This window comes from Nonomuraea sp. NPDC005692 (genome assembly GCF_040631115.1).
In the GTDB taxonomy this organism is placed as follows: Bacteria; Actinomycetota; Actinomycetes; order Streptosporangiales; family Streptosporangiaceae; genus Nonomuraea.
Window position 1 is genome coordinate 85,791 of sequence record NZ_JBEXYU010000032.1, and the last position, 17,859, is coordinate 103,649.

The window sequence follows — 17,859 nt, forward strand, 5'->3', positions numbered from 1 at the left end:
CTCCATGAACATCCTCTTCCGCGGTGGCGGCGCCTTCATCGGCGGCGCCGTGCGGCGCGACGCCGTGCTGGTGCGGGACGGGGTGATCGCCGCCGTCGGCCCGGAGGGCGAGCTGTCCCGCCTCGCCCCCGGCCACGACACCGTCGACCTGGACGGCGGCCTGCTCACCCCGGGCTTCGTCGACGCGCACATGCACCCAGTACAAGCCGGACTCGAACGAGCAAAGTGCGACTTGTCAGAAATTTTCGGCCTGGACACCTACATAGCCAAGATCTCCGACTACGCCACGAAAAATCCAGAAAAAGAGTGGATCGACGGCGGAGGCTGGGACATGTCAGCCTTCCCCAACGGCCTCCCCCACCGCTCCCAGCTCGACTTCCTCGACCGGCCGGCCTACCTGATCCAGCGTGACCACCACGCCGCCTGGGTCAACTCCCGCGCCCTCGACCTGGCCGGCATCAGGCGGGACACCCCCGACCCCGCCGACGGCAGGATCGAGCGTGACGCCGACGGCACCCCGTCCGGCGTCCTGCACGAGGGCGCGATGGACCTCGTCGGCCTGCTGGCCCCCCGGCCCACCGCCGAGGACCAGGCGCGGGCGCTGGCCGAGGCCGAGCGGCACCTGTTCTCGCTGGGCGTCACCGGCTGGCAGGACGCCATCGTGGGCTCGTACGCCGGCTCGGACGACCAGCTTCCCACCTACCTCGACGCCGCCCGCGCGGGCCGGCTGCGCGCCCGCGTGGTGGGCGCGCTGTGGTGGGACAGGACGCGCGGCGAGGACCAGATCGAGGACCTGGTCCGCAGGCGGGCCGCCGCCGAGGGGCTGGACCGGTTCGCCGCCACCTCGGTCAAGATCATGCAGGACGGCATCACGGAGAACTTCACCGCCGCGACGCTGGAGCCGTACTGCCGGTGCGGCGGCACGGGCCTGTCCTACGTCGACCCCGGCAAGCTCAAGCGGTACGTCGCCGAACTGGACCGGCTGGGCTTCCAGGTGCACTTCCACGCCATCGGCGAACGCGCCGTGCGCGAGGCCCTGGACAGCTTCGAGGGCACCGACCCGGCCAACCGCCACCACATCGCCCACCTGCAGATCATCGAGCCCTCCGACGTGCCGCGCTTCGCCGCGCTGGGCGTCACGGCCAACCTGCAGCCCCTGTGGGCCACCCACCACGCCCAGATGGACGAGCTGACGCTGCCGTTCCTGGGTGAGCCGCGCTCGTCGTGGCAGTACCCCTTCAAGGACCTCCAGGCGCACGGCACCCGGTTCTGCGCGGGCAGCGACTGGCCGGTCTCCGACGCCGACCCGATCCAGGGCATGCACGTGGCGGTGAACCGTACCGAACCGGGCGGATCGGTGCACGCGGGCTACCCGACGGCGCAGACGCCGTTCCTGCCCGGCCAGCGCCTCGACCTGGCCACGGCGTTGAGCGCGTACACCGAGGGGTCGGCCTGGATCAACCGCTCGCCGGCGGGCGTGATCGCGCCCGGCCGCCCGGCCGACCTGGTGGTGCTCGACCGCGACCCCTTCGAGCTGCCCCCGGCCGCCATCTGGACGACGCGGGTGCGCATGACGTTCGTCGACGGCGTGGCGGTGCACGGCCGGTGACGCGCGAAGGGCCCCGGTGACCAGCACCAGGGCCCTTCCGCCGGCTCGCCTACCAGGGGGACTTGTTGTTGCGCAGGCGCTCCAGTGCCTCCTCGAGGATCGCCTTGCCGTCCTTGTCGCTCCGGCGCTCCTTCACGTAGGCCAGGTGCGTCTTGTACGGCTCGTTCTTGGGCGGGGCAGGCGGGGCCTCCTCGTCCTGTCCGGCGGGGAGGCCGCAACGTGGGCAATCCCACGTCTCGGGGACCGCCGCGTCGCTGGCGAAACTGGGGCGCGTCTCGTGCATGTTGGCGCACCAGAACGAGACCCGCACTCTCGGAGCTGCCTCGCCGCGCTCGGCCTCCCCCATAGGGCCGGCGCCGACTCGGCTGCCACGGATCGCGTTGCCACTACCCACGGATGAACTCCTCGCTCGATCGCCCCGCGTCGTGACACGGGGGGAGAATCACTGTCACGCGTTAATCAGTTGTCTCAGGGCCGCATGAGCAGGCCGAGAGCGATGATGCAGACGAACCAGACGGTGCCCGTGATGACGGTCAGCCGGTCGAGGTTGCGCTCCACCACCGAGGAACCACCGAAGTTCGACGAGAAACCGCCGCCGAACATGTCAGACAGGCCGCCACCCTTGCCCTTGTGGAGCAGGACGAGCAGGATCATGAGACCGCTCGCCAGGATGAGGGCGATGGAGATTCCGATTTCCACGGTATGCCTGTTCCTTCAGTGCTCTGTTACGCGTGACGATTCAAACTTGCCTCTTGAGGGTACGGCCTGGTGTCAAGTCGCACCCTCAGAACGACTCAGTTAGCCAGGCAATTCGGAGAATCGGCAGATCTTGGCGAACTCCCCGGCATCGATGCTGGCACCGCCCACGAGCGCGCCGTCGACATCGGGTTGAGCCATGATCCCCACGATATTGCCGGACTTGACCGAGCCACCGTAAAGGATACGGACCGCGGAGGCCACTTCGGGGTCGTAGAGCTCCGCGAGTCTCACCCGCAACGCTCCGCAGACCTCCTGCGCGTCCTCCGGGGTGGCCACCTCGCCCGTGCCGATCGCCCACACGGGCTCGTAGGCCACCACTATCGATTTTGCCTGCTCGGCGCTGATTTTGCGCAGGGCGCCGTCGAGTTGACCGAGACTGTGCGCGATGTGGCCGCCCTCTTGGCGCACGGCCAGCCCCTCGCCCACGCACAGGATGGGCGTGATCGAGTGCCGGTAGGCCGCCTGCACCTTGGCGTTGACGAGGTCGTCGTCCTCGGCGTGGTACTGGCGGCGCTCGGAGTGGCCGATGACCACGTACGTGCAGCCGAGCTTGGCCAGCATGACGCCCGACACCTCGCCGGTGTAGGCGCCGCTGTCGTGCTGGGACAGGTCCTGGGCCCCGTAGACGATGCGCAGCTTGTCGCCGTCGACCAGCGTCTGGACGCTGCGCAGGTCGGTGAAGGGCGGCAGGACGGCCACGTCGGCCTTGTCGAAGTCCTTGTCGCTGAGCGCGAACGCCAGCTTCTGGACCAGGGCGATGGCCTCAAGGTGATTGAGGTTCATCTTCCAGTTGCCGGCGATGAGCGGCTTGCGCTGCTGGGCCACCTCAGTCCTCCAGAGCCGCGAGTCCGGGAAGGGTCTTGCCCTCAAGGTATTCCAGGCTGGCCCCGCCGCCGGTGGAGATGTGCGAGAAACCGTCCTCGGGCAGGCCCAGCCTGCGCACGGCCGCCGCGGAGTCGCCGCCGCCGACCACCGTGAAGGCGTCGGAGCCGATGAGCGCCTCGGCCACCGCCCTGGTGCCGCCGGAGAACGCGTCGAACTCGAACACGCCCATCGGCCCGTTCCAGAAGACGGTCTTGGCGTCGGCCAGCTTGCTCGCGAACAGCTCGCGCGTCTTGGGCCCGATGTCGAGCCCCTCGCGGTCGGCCGGGATCGCGGTGGCCTCGACCACCTCGTGCTCGGCGTCGGCCGCGAAGCTGACGGCCGCCACCACGTCGACCGGCAGCACGAGGTCGACGCCCCGCTTGCCGGCCTCGGCGAGGAAGCCGCGCACCTGGTCGAGCTGGTCCTCCTGGAGCAGCGACCGGCCCACCTCGTGGCCCTGGGCCTTGAGGAAGGTGTAGGCCATGCCGCCGCCGATCAGCAGCCGGTCGACCTTGGTCAGCAGGTTGGCGATGACGCCCAGCTTGTCGGAGACCTTGGCCCCGCCCAGGACGACCACGTAGGGACGCTCGGTGTCCTCGGTCAGCCTGCGCAGCACCTCGACCTCGGCCACGACCAGCCCGCCGGCCGCGTGCGGCAGCAGCTTGGGCACGTCGTAGACGCTGGCGTGCTTGCGGTGCACCGCGCCGAACCCGTCGCCGACGTAGAGCTCGGCCAGGCCGGCCAGCTTCTCGGCGAACGCGCCGCGGGCGGCGTCGTCCTTGGACTCCTCGCCGGGCTCGTAGCGCAGGTTCTCCAGCAGGGCGACCTGGCCCTCCCGGAGGGCCTCGACCGTCTGCCGCGCGCTGTCGCCGACCACGTCGGTGGCGAAGGCGACGTCCTGGCCGAGCAGCTCACCCAGGCGGGCGGCCACCGGCCCGAGCGAGTACTCGGGGTTGACCTTGCCCTTGGGCCTGCCCAGATGGGCGCAGACGACGACCTTGGCGCCGCGCCCGGCCAGCGCCTGGATCGTCGGCACCGACGCGCGGATGCGGCCGTCGTCGGTGATCTTCTCTCCGTCGAGCGGGACGTTGAGGTCGGCGCGCACGAGCACGCGCCGCCCCTTGACGTCGAGATCGTCGAGCGTGCGCATGCTCATGCTCCTGTTCCCGCAGCGGCCTCGACCACGCTCACAGGCCGCGGCCGACCAGCTCGATCAGGTCGGCGAGGCGGTTGGAGTAGCCCCACTCGTTGTCGTACCAGCCGACGACCTTGACCTGGTTGCCGATGACCTTGGTGAGGCCGGCGTCGAAGATGCAGGAGTGGGGGTCGGTGACGATGTCGGAGGAGACGATCTCGTCCTCGGTGTAGCTGAGGATGCCCTTGAGCGGGCCCTCGGCGGCGGCCTTGATCGCGGCGTTGACCTCTTCGGCGGTGACCTCGCGGCTGACGTCGACGGTGAGGTCGGTGGCCGAGCCGGTGGGGATCGGCACGCGCATGGCGAAGCCGTCGAGCTTGCCCTTGAGGTCGGGCAGCACCAGGCCGATGGCCTTGGCGGCGCCGGTGGAGGTGGGCACCACGTTGAGGGCGGCGGCGCGGGCGCGGCGCAGGTCCTTGTGCGGGCCGTCCTGCAGGTTCTGGTCCTGCGTGTAGGCGTGGATGGTGGTCATCAGACCCTTCTCGATGGTGAAGGTGTCGTGGATGACCTTGGCCATCGGGGCCAGGCAGTTGGTGGTGCAGGACGCGTTGGAGATGATCGTGTGGCTGGCCGGGTCGTAGACGTCCTCGTTGACGCCCATCACGATGGTGACGTCCTCGTTCTTGGCCGGCGCGGAGATGATGACCTTCTTGGCGCCGTTGTCGGCGTGCACCTTGGCCTTGGAGGCGTCGGTGAACAGGCCGGTCGACTCCACCACGACGTCGACGCCGAGGTCGCCCCAGGGCAGCTTGGCCGGGTCGCGCTCCGCGAACGCCTTGATCGCCTTGCCGTCGACGGTGATCTCGTCGCTGGAGGCCTTCACCTCGTACGGCAGACGGCCCAGGATGCTGTCGTACTTCAGCAGGTGGGCGAGCGTCGCGTTGTCGGTCAGGTCGTTGACCGCGACGATCTCGATGTCCTTGCCGCTGGCGGCGACCGCGCGCCAGAAGTTGCGACCGATGCGGCCGAAGCCGTTGACGCCTACGCGGATGCTCACGGAAACCGATCTCCTCGAACAGATGGCGGTTGAATCTCAACCACGAACACTATCGGACCCAAATTGGTTTAGACCACTTCAGGTACCGCCCTGCGTATCCCCGTTCAGGGGGCACAATTTGCGAGCTTCGAGTAAAGTGCCCGACTCGTCGGAGTAAATTCGTGCATTCTCTGGGGGCTGAGATGTCACATAAGCGGTCCGGCCTGCTTCCTGGACTGATCGCGGGGCTGGTCACCGCGCTGGTCTGTGCGGCGGCCCTGGGGTTCGCGGTGCTCTTCCAGGACCGGCTGCCGAAGGCCGTCGCCACGCTGGGCAACGGCCACGCCCTGTCGGTGACGCTGTCGCTCCTGATCGCGCTGCTGGTCGCCCTGGCCGTGGGCGCGGCCCGCCCGCGCAACCGGGCGCTGCCGGTGGTGGCCGCCCTGTACGCGGCGGCGGCCGTCGCCGGTGGCCAGATCTCGGGCGTGTCCATCATGATCGGCGCCGCGCGGCGCACGCCCGCGACCGGCGCGCCCTCCTCCCCGCGGCTCGGCGACATCACGGTGGCCAACGCCGGCGAGGGACTTCCCCGCGCCCTGGCGGTCTACCGCGAGCCGCTCGCACAGACGTGGCAGATGTGGCTGTACATCGCGGTCGCCGCCGTGGCCGCGCTCCTGCTGGTCACGCTGCGCGTCTTCCGCGTACGCCGCGCCGACCGGGCAGCCCTGGCCCAGGAGGCGACGGAGGAGGCGGGGCAGGAGTACCGGGCGCCCTTCGAGCCCGCACAACCGCCCGCACAGTCGTCCGCACAGGCGTCCGCACAGGCGCTCGCGCAGTCGCCGGTGCAGCAGGACGCGCCCGCGGACCTGTTCACGCCGCGCAAGCCCGCCAGGGACTGACGTACGCCCACCCGGTAGCGGTCGGGCGGCCCACAGCGCGCCTCGTCACGGCGAGCGGCCCGTGAGCCCTCACGACCGGCCATGACAGGCGTTCAGGGACGTCGGCGCTTGCGGGCCACCGCGCGGAGCCGTACGGGATGGGGGTCTCCCGGACGGCGCCGCGGGCGCCCGCACGGCGGCGAGCCCGCTACGGCGCCAGCATGTCGACGGTGAGGTTGGCCTCGGTGTTAGGGATGCCCAGGTCGGAGGCGCGCTTGTCGGCCATCGCCAGCAGCCGCCTGATGCGCCCGGCGATGGCGTCCTTGGTCAGCGGCGGGTCGGCGATCTGGCCCAGCTCCTCCAGCGACGCCTGCTTGTGCTCCACCCGCAGCCGCCCGGCCACCACCAGGTGGTCCGGCGCCTCCTCGCCGAGGATCTCCAGCGCGCGCTGCACCCGCGCGCCCGCCGCGACGGCCGCCCGCGCCGAACGCCGCAGGTTGGCGTCGTCGAAGTTGGCCAGCCGGTTGGCGGTGGCCCGCACCTCGCGGCGCATCCGGCGCTCCTCCCAGGCCAGCACGCTGTCGTGCGCGCCGAGGCGGGTGAGCAGCGCGCTGATCGCGTCGCCGTCGCGGACCACGACGCGGTCGACGCCGCGCACCTCCCGGGCCTTAGCATGGATCTTCAGCCGCCGGGCCGAGCCGACCAGCGCGAGCGCGGCCTCCGGCCCCGGGCAGGTGACCTCCAGGGACATCGAACGCCCCGGCTCGGTCAGCGAGCCGTGCGCCAGGAAGGCGCCCCGCCAGGCCGCCTCGGCGTCGCAGGCCGCGCCCGCCACGACCTGCCGGGGCAGGCCGCGCACCGGGCGCCCGTGGTTGTCGATCAGGCCCGTCTGCCGGGCCAGCGCCTCACCGTCGCGGTAGACGCGCACCACGTAGCGCGAGCCCTTGCGCAGCCCGGCCGGCGCGAGCACGAGCACCTCGGCCTTGTGACCGAACACCTCGCCGATGTCCTTGATCAGCCGCCGCGCGGTGGCGTTGGTGTCGAGCTCGGCCTCGATCACGATGCGGCCGCCCACCAGGTGCAGGCCGCTGGCGAACCGCAGCAGCGTGGAAACCTCCGCCTTGCGGCAGCACGGTTTCAGCACCGGCAGGCGGCTCAGTTCGTCCTTCACCACACCTGTCATCGCCATAAGCGTTAGTCCTTCCCCCATTCAGACCGGCTCCCGCCAGTCTCTCGCACCTTCGCGCCACGCCGACCAGGATCAACGCTTCTGGAGGAAAATCTCGTCCAGGACGGAGGCAAGACGTCGTGGGTCATGCCGGGGCGAGCCGTCGGCCGCGGCCACGTCGGCCAGGACGAGCCGGGCGCCGAGCGCCGCCGCGGCCTTGTCCAGGGCGTCGAGGTCGTCGACCACGCCGGTGTCGGCCAGCACGACGTCGAAGGCCAGGTCGGGGGCGTGCTGGCGGAGCACCTCCAGGTGCTGCTGGGGGGAGAAGTCGTCGGTCTCGCCCGGCTGGGGGGCCAGGTTGAGGGTGACGAGCCGCTTGGCCTTGCTGTCGTGCAGCGCGCGGGCCAGCTCGGGGACCTTCAGGTGCGGCAGCACGCTGGTGAACCACGAGCCCGGCCCGAACACCAGCCAGTCGGCCTCGTGCACCGCGGCGACCGCCTCCGGGCGCGCGGGCGGGTCTTCGGGCACCAGGGAGATGGCCTGCACCCGGCCCGGCGTGAGCGCGCAGGCGACCTGGCCGCGCACGGTCGAGGTGACGCCGTCGAGCTCGACCTCGGCCACGATGTCGAGCGGCACCGAGGCCATCGGCAGCACCCTGCCGTGCGCGCCGAGCAGCCGGCCCACCCAGTCGAGGCCGGCCACCGAGTCGCCGAGCAGCTCCCACAGCGCCACGATCAGCAGGTTGCCGACGGCGTGCCCGTGGAGCTCGCCCTCACTGCGGAAGCGGTGCTGGACGACCTCGCTCCAGGTGATGCCCCACTCGTCGTCGCCGCACAGCGCGGCCAGCGCCATGCGCAGGTCGCCGGGCGGCAGCACGCCGAGCTCGCGGCGCAGCCGGCCGCTGGAGCCGCCGTCGTCGGCCACGGTCACCACCGCGGTCAGCCGGTCGGTGACGACCCGTAAGGCCGACAGCGAGGCGTAGAGCCCGTGGCCGCCGCCGAGGGCCACCACGTGGGGACCGTTCAGCGGATGCGGCAGCCCCAGCTCCATACGTTCATGGGTCACTCCCGCCCCACATCCCGGTGACTGACCTGGACCTCCATGCCGCGGTCACGCAGGCGGGCGGCGACCTGCTCGGCCATGGCCACGCTGCGGTGCTTGCCGCCCGTGCAGCCCACGGCCAGGGTCGCGTAGCTCTTGCCCTCGCGGGCGTAGCCGGTGGCGACGACCTGCAGGACCTCCTCGTAGGCGTCGAGGAACTCCTTGGCGCCCGGCTGGCCGAGCACGTAGTCGCTGACCGGCGCGTCGAGGCCGTTCATCGGCCGCAGCTCGGGCACCCAGTGGGGGTTGGGCAGGAATCGGCAGTCGACGACGAGGTCGGCGTCGACCGGCAGGCCGTACTTGAACCCGAACGAGACGACGTTGAGCCGCAGCCCCGGGCGGTCCTCGCCGCCGAAGTAGGCGACGATCTTGTTGCGCAGGTCGTGCACGTTGTGGGACGAGGTGTCGATCACCAGGTCGGCGTTGGCCCGCACCTCGCGCAGGATGCCGCGCTCGCGGGTGATGCCGTCGACCAGGCGGCCCTCGCCCTGCAGCGGGTGGGGCCGGCGGACGTTCTCGAACCTGCGCACCAGCTCCTCGTCGCTGGCCTCGAGGAAGACGACCCGTACGCGAACGCCACGGCCCTCCAGCTCCTCGATGGCCGCGTTGAGGTCGGTGGTGAAGGCCAGGCTGCGCACGTCGACGACCGCGGCCACCTTGTCGGCGGCCAGCTTGACCTTGCCCGCCTCCTCCGCCATCGCGAACAGCAGCCCCGGCGGCAGGTTGTCGATGACGAACCAGCCCAGGTCTTCCAGCGCCTTGGCGGCCGTGCTGCGCCCCGCCCCGGACATGCCGGTGACGATGACGAACGCCGGCTCGGTGCTCATGGCCTCACTCCGTTCGCCGACACCCTGCGCTCCCTCGCGGGTGTTCACGATGTATCTCCCTTCAGCGTCGACACGATGACCTCGGCGAGGGCCGGCCCGATGCCGGGAACCTCGCAGATCTCGGTCGCGCTGGCCTCGCGTAGCTTCTTGACGGAGCCGAAGTGCTTGAGCAACGCCTGCCTGCGCGCCGGCCCGAGGCCGGGCACGCCGTCGAGCGCGCTCTCCTTCACTGACTTGGACCTCTTGGAACGATGGTAGGTGATGGCGAACCTGTGTGCTTCGTCGCGGACGCGTTGCAGCAGGTAGAGACCCTCACTTGAACGAGGCATGATCACTGGCTGGTCGTCGCCGGGCAACCACACCTCCTCCAGCCGCTTGGCCAGGCCGCACACCGCGACGTCGTCGATGCCGAGCTCGTCGAGCGCCCGCTGCGCGGCGGCCGCCTGGGGGCCCGCGCCGTCGACGACGACCAGGTTGGGCGGGTAGGCGAACTTGCGCGGCTTGCCGGTCTCGGGGTCGATGGGCCCATGGCCGTCGTCGTCCTCGGCGGCCAGCTCGCCGGTGGCCGAACGTTCCTCCAGATAACGCCGGAACCGCCGCATGATCACCTCGTGGATCGAGGCGACGTCGCCCTCCTTGGTCTTGATCGCGAAGCGCCGGTACTCGCTCTTGCGCGCCAGACCGTCCTCGAAGACCACCATGGACGCCACGACGTTCTCGCCCTGCAGATGGGAGACGTCGTAGCACTCGACGCGCAGCGGCGCCTGGTCGAGGTCGAGCGCGTCGGCGATCTCCTGCAGCGCCTTGCTGCGCGTGGTCAGGTCGCCGGCGCGGCGGATCTTGTGCTGGGCCAGGGACTCCTTGGCGTTGCGCTCGACGGTCTCCATCAGCGCCTTCTTGTCGCCGCGCTGCGGGACGCGTACCTCGACCCGGGCCCTACGCTGCTCGGTCAGCAGCTCGGCGACCGCCTCGGCGTCGGGCGGCAGCGCGGGCACGAGCACCTCGCGCGGCATCGACTCGGGGCCGGCCTCGCCGTACATCTGCAGCAGGAACTGCTCGACCAGCTCGCCGGGCGAGGTCTCCTCGACCTTGTCGACCACCCAGCCCCGCTGACCGCGGATGCGGCCCCCGCGCACGTAGAACACCTGGACGGCGGCCTCCAGCGGATCCTCGGCCAGCGCGATCACGTCGGCGTCGGTGGCCTCGCCGAGCACCACGGCCTGCTTCTCCAGCGCGCGCTGCAGCGCCTGGATGTCGTCGCGCAGCCGGGCCGCCCGCTCGTACTCCTGCTCGCCGGCGGCCTCGCGCATGTCCTTCTCGAGGCGTTTGATGAAGCGGGTGGTGTTGCCCGCCATGAAGTCGCAGAAGTCTTCGGCCAGCTCGCGGTGCTCCTGCGGGGTCACCCGGCCCACGCACGGCGCCGAGCACTTGTCGATGTAGCCCAGCAGGCACGGACGGCCGATCTGCCCGGCCCGCTTGAACACCCCGGCGCTGCACGTGCGCACCGGGAAGACGCGCAGCAGCAGGTCGACGGTCTCGCGGATGGCCCAGGCGTGCGAGTAGGGGCCGAAGTAGCGGGTGCCCTTGCGCTTGGCGCCCCGCATGACCTGGACGCGCGGGAAATCCTCCCCCATCGTCACCGCGAGGTAGGGGTAGGACTTGTCGTCGCGGTACTTGACGTTGAAGCGCGGGTCGAACTCCTTGATCCAGGAGTATTCGAGCTGCAGCGCCTCGACCTCGGTGCCGACGACGGTCCAGTCGACGTCGGCGGCCGTGGTGAGCATCGACTGGGTGCGCGGATGCAGCGCGGAGAAGTCGGCGAAGTAGGAGTTGAGCCGCTGCCGCAGGCTCTTGGCCTTGCCGACGTAGATCACCCGGCCGTGCGCGTCCCTGAACCGGTAGACCCCCGGCGACTCGGGGATCGAACCTGGTCTGGGCCGGAAACTCAAGGGGCTGCCCGCTGCTCTCGCCACGGTCAAAGACTAGTAGGCGCCACCGACAAGGTGACCCGCCGAGCCTTCGGACGGCACGACGGGGCTCACCATGGTCCGGGTCACGCCAGGGTGATCTGGTCGCCCTCCACCTTGATCTGCTGGGCGGCCAGCGGCTTGTCGGCCGGTCCGTCGGTGACCGAGCCGTCGGCGATGTTGAACTTGCTGCCATGGCACGGGCACACGATCGCGCCGTCCGCGACGCTGCCCACGGGGCAGCCCTTGTGCGTGCAGATCGCGCTGAAGGCCTTGAACTCGCCGGCCGTCGGCTGCGTCACCACGATCTTCTGGTCCTTGAAGATCGTGCCGCCGCCGACGGGGATGTCGGCGGTCTTGGCCAGCGCGCCACCCGCCTGGGGAGCGCTGGACTGCGGGGCGCTCGACTGCGACGCGCCCGGCTGTGCCGCGCTCGACTGGCCACCCGCGTCGGGGGCGGTGGCCGCCGTGGTCTCGGTGCTGCCGCCGCAGGCGCTGATCGCCAGCGCCAGCCCGCCCGCGCCCACACCCGCTATCACTGCCCGACGGCTTCGAAGGTCATCTCCCATGCGTCCCACCCAACCGGAGGCAGGTGAGAAATTCATGAGACGGGGATTAGGCGAGTCTGATCTTGTCGCCGTCCACGGTGATCTTCTTCTCGGCGAGCGGCGCGCCGGCGGGGCCGTCGGCCACCGAACCGTCCTCGATCTTGAACTTGCTGCCGTGGCAGGGGCAGCTGATGGTGCCGTTCGAGACGCTGGCGACCGTGCAGCCCGCATGGGTGCAGATCGCCGTGAACGCCTTGAACTCCCCTTCGGTCGGCTGTGTCACCACGACCTTCTGGTCCTTGAAGACCGCGCCGCCGCCCACCTGGATGTCGCCGGTGTCGGCCAGGGCCTTAACCTTCTTCTTCACCTTCTTCTTGGGCTCCGACGACGGCTCCTCGGTGCCCGGCCCCTCGGCGGCCGGCGCCTCGTTCGCCGCCGTCGTCGGCGAACCGTAGCTCGCGCACGCCGTCAGAACCGCCGCGAGCCCGGCGCCTCCGGCGCCGAGCATGACCGTCCGGCGCGTCGTTTCTGTCATGGTGCGTCCTCCCAGGTCTCGGTCTCACATGCAGGTACGGCCGGCGCCCCCGCGCCGGTTCAGCCTGCACGACCCCAATCCCGGAAACCACGCACAATTACCCAGAACAAGCCTTCCCCGGACCGCACCCGCGGACCGGCCCTCAGGGCGCGCCCTCAGACCACGACGATGCCGTCGCCCTCCACCTTGACCTGGTAGACGGTCAGCGGCGCGGTCGCGGGCCCCTTGGTGGCCTGGCCGCTGTCGGCGGCGAACTCGCTGCCGTGGCACGCACACGTGATGACGTTGTCCTTCGGCGTGCCCACCATGCATCCCTTGTGCGTGCAGACCGCGCTGAACGCCTTGTAGACGCCCTTCGTGGGCTGCGTGACCACGATCCGCCACTCCTGCACGATCGTGCCGCCGCCGACGGGCACGTCCGCCGTCTTGGCGAGCACCTTGCCCTTGATCCCCGACACCGGCTGCGCCTTGGCGTCCCCCGCCCCGCAACCGGCCAGCGCCAGCCCGCACGCGGCCACCCCCGCCACGCCGAGCATCTCGCGGCGCCCTATGCCGCCGTTTTCGGGCATGGCTTCGCCCTGATTCGTCACCGTCATGAATTAGCCGACCCTTCGCGTCTCCGCCGACCCCCAGCAGGTCAAGCCGTTACCCGTGCTTCAACTTTATTGGCCCCACCCCTCGGTCCGCCCATCGGGTGACCGATACGGCCACCGTCGAGGCAACGAGCGGCCCATGCACGGTCAGCGGACGGTAGGCCCGCGGTCAGCGCCGGGCGTGAGCGTGTCGCTCATGACACTCACCGAAACTCCCATGCCCACGACGTCCGGGCCGCGCTGGTGGCGGCGTCCGTGGGTGGCTCCGCTCGCGGTGCTGGCGATCGCGTTCGTCGCCTTCTCGCTGCCGCCCTACCTGTCGCTGGACCCGAGCCGGTCGCGGGTGCCCGCGCCCGACTTCTTCCCCCCGCACTTCGCGGTGCTCTCCCTGCACGTGATCTTCGGCTCGATCGCGATGATCTCGTGCTGCCTGCAGGTCTGGCCGTGGTTCCGCGCCCGCCACCCGCGGGCCCACCGCATGATCGGCCGGGTGTACGTCTTCGGCGGCTGCCTGCCCGGCGGCCTGCTGGGCCTGGTGGTCAGCCTGGCCACGCCCTTCGGCCCGGTGACCAGGGCCAGCGGGGTGGTGCTGGCGCTGCTGTGGCTGGGCTGCACGCTGGCCGGCTGGCGGATGGCCCGGCAGCGCAGGTTCGTCGATCACCGCAGGTGGATGATCCGCAGCTTCGCCCTGACGATGTCGATCATCACCAACCGCCTGTGGGGCGCGGTGTTCGTCATCACGCTGTCACCGCAGCTCGACACCACCTTCCACGGCGACCAGGCGCTGCTGGCCGCCACGGTCGGCGCACTGAGCGCCTGGCTGGGCTGGGTGCTGCCGCTGCTGTTCGCCGAGTGGTGGCTGGAGCGCGGCGACGCCGCCAAGCGCCGCCGCCGCACCAGAGCCACCGCTTGACTCCCGGCGAAATCGAGCCAGGTGAGACCCGGCCGCACCCGAGCCATCACCCGCCCGCCCCACAGTGAGACACAGCCGTACCCGAGCCGCCGCCTGGCTCAGAGCGACAGGATCTTCCGCAGGAAGCGGCCGGTGTGGCTCTCGTTGACCAGCGCCACCTCTTCGGGCGTGCCCGCGGCCACGAGCGTGCCGCCGCGGGACCCGCCTTCGGGGCCCATGTCGATGATCCAGTCGGCGGTCTTGATGACATCGAGGTTGTGCTCGATGACGATCACCGTGTTCCCGCCGTCGACCAACCGCCCGAGCACGCCGAGCAACCTGCGGATGTCCTCGAAGTGCAGGCCGGTGGTGGGCTCGTCGAGCACGTAGATCGTCCGCCCGGTCTGGCGGCGCTGCAGCTCGGAGGCGAGCTTGACGCGCTGCGCCTCGCCGCCGGACAGCGTGGTCGCCGGCTGCCCGAGCCGCACGTAGCCCAGGCCGACGTCGTTGAGCGTCTGCAGGTGCCGCTTGATCGCCGGGATCGCGTCGAAGAAGGCCAGCGCCTCCTCGATCGGCATGTCGAGCACCTCGGCGATCGTCTTGCCCTTGTAGTGAACCTCCAGCGTCTCCCGGTTGTACCGGGCGCCGTGGCAGACCTCACAGGGGACGTAGACGTCCGGCAGGAAGTTCATCTCGATCTTGATCGTGCCGTCGCCCGCGCACGCCTCGCAGCGCCCGCCCTTGACGTTGAAGCTGAACCGCCCCGGCTGGTAGCCGCGCACCTTGGCCTCGGCCGTCTGGGCGAACAGCTTGCGCACGTGGTCGAAGACCCCGGTGTACGTGGCCGGGTTGGAGCGCGGCGTACGGCCGATCGGCGACTGGTCGACGTGCACGACCTTGTCCACCTGGTCCATGCCGTTGATGCGGGAGTGCCGCCCCGGCACCGTGCGGGCGCCGTTGAGCTCCTTGGCCAGCGCGTTGTAGAGGATGTCGTTGACCAGCGTCGACTTGCCCGACCCGGACACGCCGGTCACCGCCGTGAACACGCCCAGCGGGAACTCGATGTCGACGCCCTTGAGGTTGTGCTCGCGCGCGCCCTTGACCGTGATCTGCCGCTTCTTGTCGCGCTTGCGGCGCTTGGCCGGGATCGGGATGCTCCGGCGGCCCGACAGGTACTGGCCGGTCATGGACTCCTCGCTGGCGAGGAGCTCCTGGACGGTACCGGAGACCACGACCTGGCCGCCGTGCTCGCCGGCGCCGGGACCGATGTCGACCACCCAGTCGGCGGCGGCGATGGTGTCCTCGTCGTGCTCGACGACGATCAGCGTGTTGCCCATGTCGCGCAGCCTGATCAGCGTGTCGAGCAGGCGCATGTTGTCACGCTGGTGCAGACCGATGGACGGCTCGTCCAGCACGTAGAGAACGCCGACCAGCCCGGAGCCGATCTGCGTGGCCAGCCGGATGCGCTGGGCCTCGCCACCGGCGAGGGTGGCGGCGGCGCGGTCCATGGTGAGGTAGTCGAGGCCGACGTCGAGCAGGAAGCCCATGCGGGCGTTGATCTCCTTGACCACCCGCTCGGCGATGTGCATGTCACGGTCGGACAGCTTCAGCTCGGCCAGGAACTTCGCGCACTCGCCGATCGACATGGCCGCGACCTCGGCGATCGACCGGTCGTCGACGGTGACGGCGAGGGTGACCGGCTTGAGCCTGGCGCCCTTGCAGGCCGGGCACGGGATCTCGCGCATGTAGCCCTCGAAGCGCTCGCGCGTGGCGTCGCTCTCGGCCTCGGCGTGCCGGCGCTGCACCCACGGGATGACGCCGTCGAAGGTGGTGTAGTAGGAGCGCTGGCGGCCGTAGCGGTTGCTGTAGCGGACGTGCACCTGCTCGTCGTGGCCGTACAGCAGCGACTTCTGGGCCTTCTTGGGCAGCCGTTCCCACGGCGTGTCGAGGGTGAACCCGACCGTGAGGCCGAGCGCCTCGATCAGCCTGACGAAGTATTCGCTGGTGTGGCCGCCCGACCACGGGTGCAGCGCGCCGTCGCCGAGCGTGCGCTCGGGGTCGGGCACCACCAGGTCGGGGTCGACCTCCATCTTGGTGCCGAGGCCGGTGCACTCGGGGCAGGCGCCGAAGGGCGAGTTGAAGGAGAACGAGCGCGGCTCCAGCTCCTCGAACGACAGGTCGTCGTAAGGGCAGTAGAGGTGCTCGGAGTAGAAGCGCTCACGGCCCGGGTCGTCTTCCGGCAGGTCGACGAACTCCAGCGTGATCGTGCCGCCGGACAGCTGCAGCGCGGTCTCGACGGAGTCGGTGAGCCGGCGGCGCGAGGACTCCTTGACCGACAGGCGGTCGACGATGACCTCGATGTCGTGCTTCTCATACTTCTTCAGCGTCGGCGGCTCCTCCAGCCGCACGACCGTGCCGTCGACCCTGGCCCGCGCGAAGCCCTTGGTCTGCAGCTCGCGGAACAGCTCGGCGTATTCGCCCTTGCGGCCGCGGATGACGGGGGCGAGCACCTGGAAACGGGTGCCCTCCTCCAGGTCCATCACGCGGTCGACGATCTGCTGCGGCATCTGCCGGGCGATCGGACGGCCGCAGGCCGGGCAGTGGGGCTTGCCGATGCGCGCCCACAGCAGACGCAGATAGTCGTAGACCTCGGTGATGGTGCCGACGGTCGAGCGGGGGTTCTTGCTGGTGGCCTTCTGGTCGATGGACACCGCGGGCGACAGACCCTCGATGAAGTCGACGTCGGGTTTGTCCATCTGGCCGAGGAACTGGCGGGCGTAGGCCGACAAGGACTCGACGTAGCGCCGCTGGCCCTCAGCGAAGATCGTGTCGAAGGCCAGGCTCGACTTGCCGGAGCCGGAGAGGCCGGTGAAGACGATCAGCGAGTCTCGCGGCAGGTCAAGCGAGACGTCCTTGAGGTTGTGTTCTCGTGCACCACGCACGATCAGGCGGTCTGCCACGGCGATCCCGGAGGTCGAAAGGCGGATAGGTCCACGGGGGATGGTAGACGGGGGCACCGACATTTTCGGCGAGCCGATCCCCGGCCCCCGAAAATCCGTCCTTCACAGGTTACGGCCATCTCCCGCGTCGGCAGGAGCCCTTTGAGGGTCAACCACTTGACCTGCCGCTTTATGCCCGCGCCCGACCTTGGACACCTAAGTGATGAAATATCTGGACATGACCGTTCTACCTGCGGTGCAGGCCGAACTCGCCGCCGCGACCGACCGGCTGCTGGCCACGGCCGCGTCCCTGTCCGATGCCGACATCGCGGCCCCGTCCCTGCTGCCCGGCTGGACCAGAGGGCACGTGCTCGCCCACCTGTCCGGCAACGCCCGCTCCCACCTCAACCTCCTCACCTGGGCGAGGACGGGCGTCGAGACCCCGCAGTACCGCTCCCTGGAGGCCAGGGCCGACGAGATCGAGGCCGCCGCCGCCCGTCCGGCCGCGCGCCACCTGGCCGACCTGACCGACAGTGCCGCCCGCCTGGCCGCCGCGATCCGCGAACTGCCCGCGCGGGCGTGGTCGGCGTCCGTCCGGGGCATGCGGCCGCCGCCGCATCCCGCCTGGTATGTCCTGGTACGCCGGCTGCGCGAGGTGGGCATGCACCACGTGGACCTCGGCGCCGGGTACGGCCCCCACGACTGGCCGGAGACGTTCGTCCGCCGCGAACTGCACGACCTCCGCCGATCCTGGCCGTACGGCCGCAGCACGGTGAGCGAGGTCGTCCTGACCGGCGAGCCGGGGCAAAAGTGGCAGAACCTCGGCCACGGCCCGGCCGTCCATGGCAGCCCGGCCGACATGCTGGCCTGGTTGACGGGAAGGTCGGACGGCGAGGGCGTTACCCTGGTGCCCGCGGGACAGCCGTCGCCGCCTGGTGACGGTGGTGCGCTCCTTCCCGAGCCGCCGCCGTGACTGACGATGCCGGCCCCCGCTGATCTGCCCGCGAC

Annotated in this window: 17 protein-coding genes; 4 read left to right on the top strand and 13 right to left on the bottom strand. The window is 70.5% G+C overall.

What is annotated here, in order from left to right:
- Positions 1-4: 4 nt before the first annotated feature.
- Positions 5-1,609, top strand: coding sequence for an amidohydrolase (locus ABZ459_RS42235; RefSeq protein WP_357983402.1), 1,605 nt, complete (start codon positions 5-7; stop codon positions 1,607-1,609).
- 49 nt (positions 1,610-1,658) lie between these two features.
- On the opposite strand, the gene ABZ459_RS42240 is transcribed toward ABZ459_RS42235, so the two are convergent.
- From ABZ459_RS42240 to gap, 5 genes are all read right to left on the bottom strand, one after another.
- Complete coding sequence (locus ABZ459_RS42240; RefSeq protein WP_103961760.1) at positions 1,659-2,003, bottom strand: RNA polymerase-binding protein RbpA; 345 nt, start codon at positions 2,001-2,003, stop codon at positions 1,659-1,661.
- Between the two features lie 74 nt (positions 2,004-2,077).
- Positions 2,078-2,308: a preprotein translocase subunit SecG gene (gene secG / locus ABZ459_RS42245; protein WP_090942947.1), complete on the bottom strand. Its 231-nt coding sequence runs from the start codon at positions 2,306-2,308 to the stop codon at positions 2,078-2,080.
- Between the two features lie 99 nt (positions 2,309-2,407).
- Positions 2,408-3,193, bottom strand: a complete 786-nt coding sequence (gene tpiA, locus ABZ459_RS42250) for a triose-phosphate isomerase (protein WP_357983407.1) — start codon at positions 3,191-3,193, stop codon at positions 2,408-2,410.
- 1 nt (position 3,194) lies between these two features.
- Complete coding sequence (locus ABZ459_RS42255; protein WP_357983410.1) at positions 3,195-4,382, bottom strand: phosphoglycerate kinase; 1,188 nt, start codon at positions 4,380-4,382, stop codon at positions 3,195-3,197.
- Positions 4,383-4,419: 37 nt separating this feature from the next.
- A complete protein-coding gene (gene gap / locus ABZ459_RS42260; RefSeq protein ID WP_357983413.1) occupies positions 4,420-5,424 on the bottom strand; it encodes a type I glyceraldehyde-3-phosphate dehydrogenase in 1,005 nt (334 codons plus the stop codon).
- A 182-nt stretch (positions 5,425-5,606) separates the two neighbouring features.
- Here gap and ABZ459_RS42265 point away from each other — a divergent pair, with 182 nt between their 5' ends.
- Complete coding sequence (locus tag ABZ459_RS42265; protein ID WP_357983416.1) at positions 5,607-6,302, top strand: hypothetical protein; 696 nt, start codon at positions 5,607-5,609, stop codon at positions 6,300-6,302.
- A gap of 187 nt (positions 6,303-6,489) precedes the next feature.
- On the opposite strand, the gene whiA is transcribed toward ABZ459_RS42265, so the two are convergent.
- The 7 genes from whiA to ABZ459_RS42300 form a co-directional block, all read right to left on the bottom strand.
- Entirely contained in the window at positions 6,490-7,470 is a 981-nt protein-coding gene (gene whiA / locus ABZ459_RS42270) for a DNA-binding protein WhiA (RefSeq protein ID WP_138714326.1), read from the bottom strand.
- Positions 7,471-7,542: 72 nt separating this feature from the next.
- Positions 7,543-8,499, bottom strand: a complete 957-nt coding sequence (yvcK, locus tag ABZ459_RS42275) for a uridine diphosphate-N-acetylglucosamine-binding protein YvcK (RefSeq protein WP_357983494.1) — start codon at positions 8,497-8,499, stop codon at positions 7,543-7,545.
- An 11-nt stretch (positions 8,500-8,510) separates the two neighbouring features.
- Positions 8,511-9,377: an RNase adapter RapZ gene (rapZ, locus tag ABZ459_RS42280; protein ID WP_357705735.1), complete on the bottom strand. Its 867-nt coding sequence runs from the start codon at positions 9,375-9,377 to the stop codon at positions 8,511-8,513.
- A gap of 44 nt (positions 9,378-9,421) precedes the next feature.
- Positions 9,422-11,326 (bottom strand): excinuclease ABC subunit UvrC, encoded by a 1,905-nt coding sequence (gene uvrC / locus ABZ459_RS42285; RefSeq protein WP_357983497.1) that lies wholly within the window; start codon positions 11,324-11,326, stop codon positions 9,422-9,424.
- Positions 11,327-11,430: 104 nt separating this feature from the next.
- The gene (locus ABZ459_RS42290; protein ID WP_357983419.1) at positions 11,431-11,883 is read right to left on the bottom strand and encodes a Rieske (2Fe-2S) protein; all 453 of its coding nucleotides are present in this window, start codon (positions 11,881-11,883) and stop codon (positions 11,431-11,433) included.
- 76 nt (positions 11,884-11,959) lie between these two features.
- On the bottom strand, positions 11,960-12,427 hold the full coding sequence (locus ABZ459_RS42295) for a Rieske (2Fe-2S) protein (RefSeq protein ID WP_357983422.1): 468 nt from the start codon (positions 12,425-12,427) through the stop codon (positions 11,960-11,962).
- A gap of 155 nt (positions 12,428-12,582) precedes the next feature.
- Positions 12,583-12,996 (bottom strand): Rieske (2Fe-2S) protein, encoded by a 414-nt coding sequence (locus ABZ459_RS42300; protein WP_357983425.1) that lies wholly within the window; start codon positions 12,994-12,996, stop codon positions 12,583-12,585.
- A 220-nt stretch (positions 12,997-13,216) separates the two neighbouring features.
- Here ABZ459_RS42300 and ABZ459_RS42305 point away from each other — a divergent pair, with 220 nt between their 5' ends.
- Positions 13,217-13,933 (top strand): DUF2306 domain-containing protein, encoded by a 717-nt coding sequence (locus ABZ459_RS42305; RefSeq protein WP_357983428.1) that lies wholly within the window; start codon positions 13,217-13,219, stop codon positions 13,931-13,933.
- A gap of 98 nt (positions 13,934-14,031) precedes the next feature.
- Here ABZ459_RS42305 and uvrA read toward each other — a convergent pair whose 3' ends face one another.
- Positions 14,032-16,872 carry an excinuclease ABC subunit UvrA gene (gene uvrA, locus ABZ459_RS42310; protein ID WP_357983431.1) on the bottom strand — a complete coding sequence of 947 codons (2,841 nt, stop codon included), beginning with the start codon at positions 16,870-16,872 and terminating at the stop codon, positions 14,032-14,034.
- A gap of 217 nt (positions 16,873-17,089) precedes the next feature.
- On the opposite strand from uvrA, the gene ABZ459_RS42315 reads away from it, so the two are divergent.
- Entirely contained in the window at positions 17,090-17,824 is a 735-nt protein-coding gene (locus tag ABZ459_RS42315) for a maleylpyruvate isomerase family mycothiol-dependent enzyme (RefSeq protein ID WP_357983434.1), read from the top strand.
- Positions 17,825-17,859 lie beyond the last annotated feature (35 nt).

Excerpts from the sequence above, each read along its gene's own strand:
- ABZ459_RS42305 (WP_357983428.1), top strand. The coding sequence starts at position 13,217 with ATGACACTCACCGAAACTCCCATGCCCACGACGTCCGGGCCGCGCTGG.
- yvcK (WP_357983494.1), bottom strand. The coding sequence starts at position 8,499 with ATGGAGCTGGGGCTGCCGCATCCGCTGAACGGTCCCCACGTGGTGGCC.
- rapZ (WP_357705735.1), bottom strand. The coding sequence starts at position 9,377 with ATGAGCACCGAGCCGGCGTTCGTCATCGTCACCGGCATGTCCGGGGCG.
- ABZ459_RS42265 (WP_357983416.1), top strand. The coding sequence starts at position 5,607 with ATGTCACATAAGCGGTCCGGCCTGCTTCCTGGACTGATCGCGGGGCTG.
- ABZ459_RS42315 (WP_357983434.1), top strand. The coding sequence starts at position 17,090 with ATGACCGTTCTACCTGCGGTGCAGGCCGAACTCGCCGCCGCGACCGAC.
- ABZ459_RS42295 (WP_357983422.1), bottom strand. The coding sequence starts at position 12,427 with ATGACAGAAACGACGCGCCGGACGGTCATGCTCGGCGCCGGAGGCGCC.
- whiA (WP_138714326.1), bottom strand. The coding sequence starts at position 7,470 with ATGGCGATGACAGGTGTGGTGAAGGACGAACTGAGCCGCCTGCCGGTG.
- ABZ459_RS42300 (WP_357983425.1), bottom strand. The coding sequence starts at position 12,996 with ATGCCCGAAAACGGCGGCATAGGGCGCCGCGAGATGCTCGGCGTGGCG.
- ABZ459_RS42235 (WP_357983402.1), top strand. The coding sequence starts at position 5 with ATGAACATCCTCTTCCGCGGTGGCGGCGCCTTCATCGGCGGCGCCGTG.
- ABZ459_RS42255 (WP_357983410.1), bottom strand. The coding sequence starts at position 4,382 with ATGCGCACGCTCGACGATCTCGACGTCAAGGGGCGGCGCGTGCTCGTG.